Origin of the sequence: Aeromicrobium sp. Leaf272 (genome assembly GCF_001422865.1) — a bacterium.
Taxonomy (GTDB): Bacteria; Actinomycetota; Actinomycetes; order Propionibacteriales; family Nocardioidaceae; genus Aeromicrobium.
Genome location: NZ_LMMY01000011.1, coordinates 430,683 through 438,637, shown reverse-complemented (window position 1 = coordinate 438,637; position 7,955 = coordinate 430,683). Strand labels below are relative to the sequence as shown.

The following is a 7,955-nucleotide window of genomic DNA, read 5'->3' as shown; positions in this document are numbered from 1 at the left end:
AGGTGGCAGTGGTCTTGCCCGACCCCGACGGCCCGACGATGGCCGCGAGCTGGCCGGGTCGGATCCGCAGCGACACGTCGCGCAGCGCCCACGTGTCGTCGACGGACGGCGCCGTCGACCCGTCGGGACGGGAGATCCGCACCGTCGACTCACCGAACCGGTCACCTCCGCGGCCACCGGTGAGGGACCTCGGCTCCGGGTAGCGGAACCAGACGTCACGGAGCTCGNNNACTCGAAGATGCGACGGAACAGCGCGAGCGAGGTCTGCACATCGAGCGTGACGCGCATGAGCTGCAGCAGCGGCATCTGCAGCCGGGCCTGAAGCGTGGTGAACGCGACGAGCGTGCCGGCCGTCAGCGCCTCCGACCCTCCCGGCAGCCCGCCGGTGATCATCAGCCCGGCGAGCAGGTAGATGAGCGCGGGCGTGATGGCGAAGAACGTCTGGACCGTCGCGAAGAACGTGCGGCCGGTCATCGCCTGCGCCACCTGGAGGCGCGCCTGCACCCGGTTCGCCTCGCGGTACCGCTCGGTCTCGGACTCGCCGCGCCCGAACACCTTCGACAGCAGGATGCCCGAGACGCTCAGCGACNGTCGGCCGACGCGCAGCTGGATGGCGATGAACGCCGGCATGAGGATCAGCGTCAGGACGGTCAGCTGCCACGAGAGCAGCACCATCGACACGACGGCCGCGATCACGGTGACGGTGTTCTGCAGGATCGTCGTGGCGGTGTCGGTGAGCACCGTGCGCACGCCCGCGACGTCGTTGGCCAGCCGTGACTGGATCGCACCGGTCTTCGTGGCCGTGAAGAACGCCAGCTCCATCGTCTGCAGGTGCGCGAACAGCTGGCTGCGCAGGTCGGCCATGGCCGAGTTCCCGATCGTGGCGGTCAGCCAGTTCTGGCCCACCGAGATGAGCGCGGTCACGACCGGGATGAGGCACATGAACGCGACGAGCTTGCCGAGCAAGCCGAGGTCGGCCGCGCTGCCGTCGGTCGGGAACAGGGCGTCGTCGAAGACCGCCCGGGTGAGGAACGGGATCACCGACGTGAGTGCGGCGGCGGCGACCACCGCCACGCACACGAGCACGAGCTGACCACGGTAGGGGCGCAGGAGCGACGCGATGCGGCCGAGCACGGGTGCATCGGCCGCGGCGATCTCCTCCTTCGTCAGGTGGGTGACCTGTGCGCCCCGCGGCATCAGGCGTCGACCCGCGACAACATCAGCTCCTCGCGGACGGAGACCAGCTCGGGCGTGCCCCACACGCCGACCTCGGTGCGCAGCATGGCCCACAGGCGCACGGCGTCGGGGTCGGGCACGAGCGCGGGGTCGGCGGAGAGCTCGAACGGGGTCGGTCCGTCGGTGGCCTTCACGGCGACGGCGGCCAGCACGTCGCCGTCGGGCGAGACGAGCTTGACCGAGAGGACTCCACCGCCGGGCAGGGCGATCTTCTCGCGGATCGCAGCGGTTCCGGTCACGGAGAGGACGTCGAGGGAGCTCATGCACCGAGCCTAGGCCTTTGGCCCTGGGTGAACATCCCTGGCGCCGGGCGGCCCCGGCGTGGTCGGGTGGGGCATGGAACGGTGGCTGGTCCTCGGCGGCACGGCGTGGCTCGGACGCGAGATCGCGCGTGAGGCGCTCGCGCGGGGCCACGAGGTGACCTGTCTGGCGCGTGGCGAGAGCGGCAGTGTGGTCGAGGGTGCGCAGTGGGTGCGGGCCGACCGCGACGACGCCGACGCGTACGACGACGTCGAGGGCCCGTGGGACGCGGTGGTCGACGTCGCCCGTCAGCCGGGCCACGTGCGGTCGGCGCTCGCCGCGCTCGGTGCCGACGCGCGGCGCTGGACCTTCGTCTCGACCGGCAACGTCTACGCCGATCCCGCCCTCCCGATGCACGAGGACGACCCGCTCCGCCCTCCCGCGGTCGGGGACACGGTCGACCCCGACCAGTACGGGGAGGGCAAGGTCGCGTGCGAGCAGGCGGTACGCGCCCACCCCGGAGCGCTGGTGCTGCGAGCCGGCCTGATCGCCGGACCGGGCGACCCGTCGGACCGCTTCGGCTACTGGCCCGCGCGCCTCGGCTCGGCCGGTGAGGACGACGTGCTCGTGCCCGACCCGCCCGACGGTCGGTGCCAGGTGGTCGACGTGCGCGACGCCGCTGCCTTCGCCGTCGACGCCACGGGGCGCTCGGTCACGGGCGTGCTCAACCTGGCTGGGGCGTCGTTGCCGCTGGGCGACGCGCTCGTGCGGATCGCCGCTGCGGTGGGCCACCGGGGCAGGCTCGTGCCGGTGCACCCGGCGCGTCTCGAGGAGCTCGGCGTGCAGCCGTGGTCGGGTGAGCGGTCCCTGCCGCTGTGGCTCCCGGAGGAGGACGGCGGCATGGTCCGCATGGACACGAGCCACGCCGGGCACGCCGGTCTGCGTCGTCGTTCCCTCGAGGAGACCGCCGTCGACACCCTCGCCGACGAGCGGGCCCGCGGCATCGACCGGCCGCGGAGGGCCGGCCTCACCCGCGCCGAGGAGCGGGAGCTGCTCGCGCTCCTCTAGCTCCCGTCCCTCATGCCATCGCTAGTGCGCTGCGGCGGCGACCGCGTCGGCGAACGACGTCGCCGGGCGACCCAGCAGACGCTCGACGTCGCCGCTCACGGCAGCGAGCTCACCGTCGCGGATCGCCGTGTAGGTGCTGATCCACGCGTCGAGCTGCCAGTCGGGCGCGCCGTAGTGGGCGCGGCTGGCGCGGGCCTCGTCGAGGGTCTCGTCCTCGAAGCGGTGCGGACGTCCGGTCACCTGCGTGAGCGCGGCAGCCACCTCGTCGAGCGTGAGGGCGTCGGGACCGGTCAGGTCGTAGGCACGGCCCGCGTGGGTCGCCGGGTCCTGCAGCACGTGCGCGGCCACGGCGGAGACGTCGCGCTGGGACACCGCGGCCACCCGGCCGGCGCCGGCAGGTCCTCGGATCACGCCGTCGGCGTCGGCGAAGTGGGTGAACACCTCCGCGTAGAAGTTGTCGCGCAGGAACGTCCAGCCGAGGTCGGACTCGCGCAGCAGGTCCTCGGTGGCGCCGTGGTCGCGGCCCAGCGTGAAGGTGCTGTCGGCGGACGCCCCGACGAACGACGTGTAGACCACGTGCCCGACGCCGGCGTCCTGTGCGGCCTCGATGACGGACCGGTGCTCGTCGACCCGAGCGTCGCTCTCGTGGGCCGACACGAAGAAGAGCGTGTCCACGCCGGCGAGCGCCTCACGCAGGTTCGGTCCGTCGGAGTAGCTGCACTCCCACAGGCTGAACCCGAGGTCGGGGGCGCGGCTCGGGTCGCGCACGAGAAGCCGCACGTCGGCACCGCCGGTCGACGCCGCGTCGGCGAGGTGGCGTGCGGTGAGCCCACCGAGGGTGCCGGTGGCTCCGGTGACGGCGATGGTGGTCATGCCCTGCTCAACGAGCGGCGAGCGTGGCCTGTTCCCAGCGGTGTCAGTCGACGGCGACCGTCGCGAGCCGTTCGAGCGCCGACGTCAGCAGCGCGTCGAGCCGGGTGTCACGTGCGTAGGACGCGACCGCGGCGGCCGAGAACGCGGCCATCGTGCGCGCCCGCAGGACGGTGTCGTCGTCCACGTCGCCGTACTCGGCCCAGAACGCCGCGCGGTGCTGGGGCGCGAGGGCGCTGAACACGAAGGCGAGGTCGACGCCGGGGTGCGCCACGCACAGGTCGCCCCAGTCGATCACGCCGCACGCCTGGCCGGCGTCGTCGACGAGGACGTGCCTGGCGTAGAGGTCGCCGTGGCTGGTGACCACCTGGTCCGGCGCCGGTGGTGCGCCGTCCGCGCGCTCGAGCAGGGCGTCGAGCGCGGTGTCGTCGCGCCAGACCTCGGCGGACCGCAGGTCCGTGAGCATGACCCGGGTGCGTGCGGCGCGGTCGACGGCGTCGGCCCGCCCCATGGGGTCGACCGGGAGCGTCGGGTCGAGCGGCACGTCGTGCAGGGCCCGCACGAAGCGGCCGAGTGCGCCGGCGACGGACTCGACGTCGGCGTGCGGGGTCACGGCGAGCTCGGTCCCGGGCAGCACCTCGGCGCCCCAGAACGGCCAGGGCGGCTCGCCGTAGGTGCCGTGGTGGCGGGGGATCGGGATCGGCAGCGGCAGCAGCGGTGCCAGACGCGGAAGGTGGAGCGCCTCCCGCTCCACCCCGGGCAGCGCGATCGAGCGTCGTGGGAAGCGGAACAGCCACGTGTGGTCGACGGCGACGATCGAGTTGTCCCACCCCGCCGCGACCTGGCGGACGTCGTCACCGGCGAGTCCCAGCTCGCGCACGGCAGCGGTGGCCTCGGCGACGGTGATCTCGCGCTCAGGACGCCACGGGTGGGTCATCGCGTCAGTATCCACCCGCTACGGGTGCACGGGTCGGTGGACGTGGCACGATCGCGCCGTGAACGCCGAGCCCGTCGTCCGTCCTGCCACGATCGACGACGACGCCGAGCTGCTCGAGATCGACCACGTCACGTGGAGCCCGAGGTGGTCGCCCGGCAGCCCGCCGGACCGGGAGCGGCACCCCGCGTTCTTCCGTGAGCAGCACGGCGGGCCCGAGGGCTTCCTGGTGGCTGAGCTCGACGGCGTCGTCGTCGGCTACGTCGCCCTGCATCCTGCCGGCGACCTGGCGAGCCACTCCCACGTGCGGATCATCGACGGACTGGGCGTGCTGCCGGCTGCGCAGGGTCGCGGCGTGGGCGAGGCCCTCGTGCGCGCCGCCGTCGAGCGGGCCCGCGCCGAGGGTGCGGCCAAGGTGACGCTGCGCGTCCTGGGCACCAACCCGACCGCGCGCCGTCTCTACGAGCGGTGCGGGTTCGCCGTCGAGGGCGTGCTGGTCGGCGAGTTCGTCATCGAGGGCTCACCCGTGGACGACGTGTGGATGGCCCTCCACCTCGACAGCTGAGACGGATTGACCGGTCTCAGATGGTCTGGGCGACGACGTCGAGCTCGAGTGGCACGGCGCAGGCGCTCGAGCCGGCGCTGATCCATAGGCCCACGGTGCGGGCGGCGTCGGGCTCGCTGGGCATCCACTCGGCGATCCACGCGGCGACGGCGCGGTCGGCGGCGCCGGGCCACACCCGGTGCACGGTCACGCGCGCCGGGGTGTCGAGCTCGGGCAGCGCGACGTCGGGCTCGATCTCCACGACCACCTGTCCGTAGACGTCGGACGGAAGCATCGCGAGCACCGACTGCAGGACCACCAGGTCGTCGGCGCAGCCGGCCAGCAGCACGTGCTGCAGCGGGGTGCGACGGCGGTGGGACCTCATGAGGTGAGTATAGGCTTACCTGCCTCGTGTGAGGCAAGGGTGGCCTATGTCACTACGATTCGCCGCGCGGGGCTCGTGGGGTCGGGTCGGGGTCGGGGCTGCGCTGCCTCGGCTGGTGCTGGGTGCGGTCTCCGAAAGGGCCTCGACCGGGCGACTCCCAGCGACCCGGCCGAGCTCCCGGGCCACCGCCTTCTCTACCCCGAGCGGTGACTTCTCCACCGAATGCCGGGTGCGGGCGAGAGGAGCGGTGCGGATTCCACCGTGTCAGCGCTGGGACGGTGGAATTCGCACCGCTCGGGCCGGCGATCGGTGGAATCTGCACCGCTCGCGCCGGCCCCTTCCCCCAATCGGTGGATCCTCAACCGCAGGGCGGCGCGTGAGGTTGCAGATCCACCGATGGGGCGGCCCTGACTCACCCATCGGTGGATCCTCAACTGCAGGAGTGCTCCTGAGGTTGAGGATCCACCGATGACAGGCACGGACGGCAGGCTCGAGCAGGCCATGGGCCCCTGCTCCGTCGAGGCCCTTTCGGAGATCGAGACCAGAGCCAGCCGAGGCGACGCAGCCCCACCCCCTCCGCAGCTCGACGTCGCAGATCAGCGACTCCGGCCTGGAACGCAGCGAGCCCGACCCGCAGCAGCGGATCGGGCTCGACGCGCGGGCGAGGCTCAGGCGGCGATGTGCGCCTGGAGCAGCCAGCGGTCCTTGGTGAGGCCACGCTCGATCTCGATGGCGACGTCCTGGCTCGACAGGTCGATGTCGTCGAGGCCGGCGACGGCCGCGCGCACGGTCACGAGGGCCGCGTCGATCTGCGCGACGGTCTGCGCGACGGTGGTCTGCCAGGGCTGGAAGCCGTCGGACAGCGCCGGCAGCGTCGACTTGGCGGCCACGGTGGCCAGACGCGAGTCGAGCGGGAGGCCGAGGGCGACGATGCGCTCGGCGGCCGTGTCGGCGAAGTCCTGCGCGTGGGCGACGAGGTCGTCGAGCAGTGCGTGGACGCCGGCGAAGCTGCCGCCGCGCACGTGCCAGTGGGCCTGCTTGCCATCGACGACGAGGGCCTCGAGGTCGTGGACGACGGGGGTGAGGAACTGGGCGACGCCGGCCGCGATCTCCGACGTGGTCGCGAGGGCCGAGGGGGCGTCGGTGTGGGTGGTCGAGGTCATGTGGTGCACGTCCTTCTCAGTCAGGTTCTTCCTTCTACAACCACCACCCTCGCGGGAAATTCCATCGTGCGCAACGAAGATCAGCCTCCCCTCACGGAGCCCAGGCTCACCTGTCCTGGCCGCGGAACCGACGCAGGCGCAGGCTGTTGGTCACGACCAGGACGCTGCTCGCGGCCATCGCCAGACCGGCGATCATCGGGTTGAGCAGGCCGGAGACGGCGAGCGGGATCGCGGCCACGTTGTAGGCGAACGCCCAGAACAGGTTCGTCTTGATCGTGCGCAGGGTCGCGCGGGCCAGCCGGACCGCGTCGACCGCGGAACCGAGGTCGCCGGAGACGAGCGTCAGGTCGGACGCCGCGATGGCCACGTCGGTGCCGGTGCCCATCGCGATGCCGAGGTCGGCGGCGGCAAGCGCGGCGGCGTCGTTCACGCCGTCGCCGATCATGGCCACCACGCGGCCCTCGGCCTGCAGCCGCTGCACGGTGCGGAGCTTGTCGTCGGGGGTCACCTCGGCCTCGACCTGCGCGATGCCCACCTCCTGCGCCACCGCGTCGGCGACCACCCGGGCGTCACCGGTGAGGAGCACGGGCTCCAGACCCAGGTCGCGCAGGTCGGCCACGGCCTGGCGCGACGTCGGCTTGACCGTGTCGGCCACCGTCACGGTGCCGATCAGCGCACCGTCCGCCTCCACGGCGATGGTGGTGCCCACGTGCGCCGACGGCGCGACGTCGTGGCCGAGCCAGCCCGGACGACCGGCCCGGACCATCACCCCGTCCACGACACCGCTCACGCCCATGCCGGGGTGGTTGGCGAAGTCGGTGACCGGAAGCGGCTGGTCGACGAGCGCGGCGACGGCGCGCGCCACCGGGTGCTCCGACGCGTGCTCGACGCCGGCGGCGAGCGCCCGGAGCCGTCCGATCTCGACGCCGGGTGCCGGGGCGACGTCGACGACCCGCATCTCGCCCGTCGTGACGGTGCCGGTCTTGTCGAGCACCACGGTGTCGATGCGCCGGGTCGACTCCAGCACCTGCGGGCCCTTGATGAGGATCCCCAGCTGCGCGCCGCGACCGGTGCCCACCATGAGGGCGGTGGGCGTGGCCAGCCCGAGGGCGCAGGGGCAGGCGATGATGAGCACGGCCACCGACGCGACGAACGCCTGCGTGAGGGTCCCGCCGATCACGAGCCACCCGGCGAAGGTCAGCAGGGCCAGCGCGATGACGCCGGGGACGAACCAGGCGGACACGCGGTCGGCGAGGCGCTGCACCTCGGCCTTGCCCTCCTGCGCCTCCTCGACGAGCCGGGCCATCTGCGCCAGGCGGGTGTCGGAGCCGATGGCGGTGGCGCGCACCACGAGCCGGCCACCGACGTTCACGGTCGCGCCGGTGACGGCGTCGCCCTCGCCGACCTCGACGGGCACGGACTCGCCCGTGAGCATCGACTCGTCGACCGCGGACGCGCCGTCGACGACCTCGCCGTCGGTGGCGATCGTCTCGCCGGGCCGCACCACGAACACGT

9 protein-coding genes are annotated in these 7,955 nt (G+C 73.0%); 2 read left to right on the top strand and 7 right to left on the bottom strand.

Features of this window, described 5'->3' with window-relative positions:
- Window positions 1-590: 590 nt before the first annotated feature.
- Window positions 591-1,197, bottom strand: a 607-nt coding sequence (locus ASF38_RS19340) for an ABC transporter transmembrane domain-containing protein (RefSeq protein ID WP_255353826.1), incomplete at its 3' end; no start/stop codon positions are given.
- Window positions 1,197-1,499, bottom strand: coding sequence for a YbaY family lipoprotein (locus ASF38_RS09235; RefSeq protein WP_056575339.1), 303 nt, complete (start codon window positions 1,497-1,499; stop codon window positions 1,197-1,199). The genes ASF38_RS09235 and ASF38_RS19340, both read right to left, overlap by 1 nt.
- A gap of 73 nt (window positions 1,500-1,572) precedes the next feature.
- Between ASF38_RS09235 and ASF38_RS09230 the strand changes: the two genes are divergently transcribed.
- Window positions 1,573-2,544, top strand: coding sequence for an NAD-dependent epimerase/dehydratase family protein (locus tag ASF38_RS09230; protein ID WP_056575334.1), 972 nt, complete (start codon window positions 1,573-1,575; stop codon window positions 2,542-2,544).
- Between the two features lie 21 nt (window positions 2,545-2,565).
- Here the strand turns inward: ASF38_RS09230 and ASF38_RS09225 are convergent, their stop codons facing one another.
- Both ASF38_RS09225 and ASF38_RS09220 read right to left on the bottom strand, forming a co-directional pair.
- Complete coding sequence (locus tag ASF38_RS09225; RefSeq protein WP_056556938.1) at window positions 2,566-3,417, bottom strand: SDR family oxidoreductase; 852 nt, start codon at window positions 3,415-3,417, stop codon at window positions 2,566-2,568.
- A 43-nt stretch (window positions 3,418-3,460) separates the two neighbouring features.
- A complete protein-coding gene (locus ASF38_RS09220) occupies window positions 3,461-4,351 on the bottom strand; it encodes a phosphotransferase (protein WP_056556941.1) in 891 nt (296 codons plus the stop codon).
- Between the two features lie 58 nt (window positions 4,352-4,409).
- On the opposite strand from ASF38_RS09220, the gene ASF38_RS09215 reads away from it, so the two are divergent.
- Window positions 4,410-4,913, top strand: a complete 504-nt coding sequence (locus tag ASF38_RS09215) for a GNAT family N-acetyltransferase (RefSeq protein WP_056575332.1) — start codon at window positions 4,410-4,412, stop codon at window positions 4,911-4,913.
- A 16-nt stretch (window positions 4,914-4,929) separates the two neighbouring features.
- On the opposite strand, the gene ASF38_RS09210 is transcribed toward ASF38_RS09215, so the two are convergent.
- The 3 genes from ASF38_RS09210 to ASF38_RS09200 all read right to left on the bottom strand — a co-directional run.
- Entirely contained in the window at window positions 4,930-5,277 is a 348-nt protein-coding gene (locus ASF38_RS09210; RefSeq protein ID WP_056556947.1) for a hypothetical protein, read from the bottom strand.
- Window positions 5,278-5,945: 668 nt separating this feature from the next.
- The gene (locus ASF38_RS09205) at window positions 5,946-6,440 is read right to left on the bottom strand and encodes a Dps family protein (RefSeq protein WP_055962296.1); all 495 of its coding nucleotides are present in this window, start codon (window positions 6,438-6,440) and stop codon (window positions 5,946-5,948) included.
- Between the two features lie 106 nt (window positions 6,441-6,546).
- Window positions 6,547-7,955 (bottom strand): heavy metal translocating P-type ATPase (locus tag ASF38_RS09200; protein WP_235497588.1); only part of this gene is annotated, 1,409 nt, incomplete at its 5' end.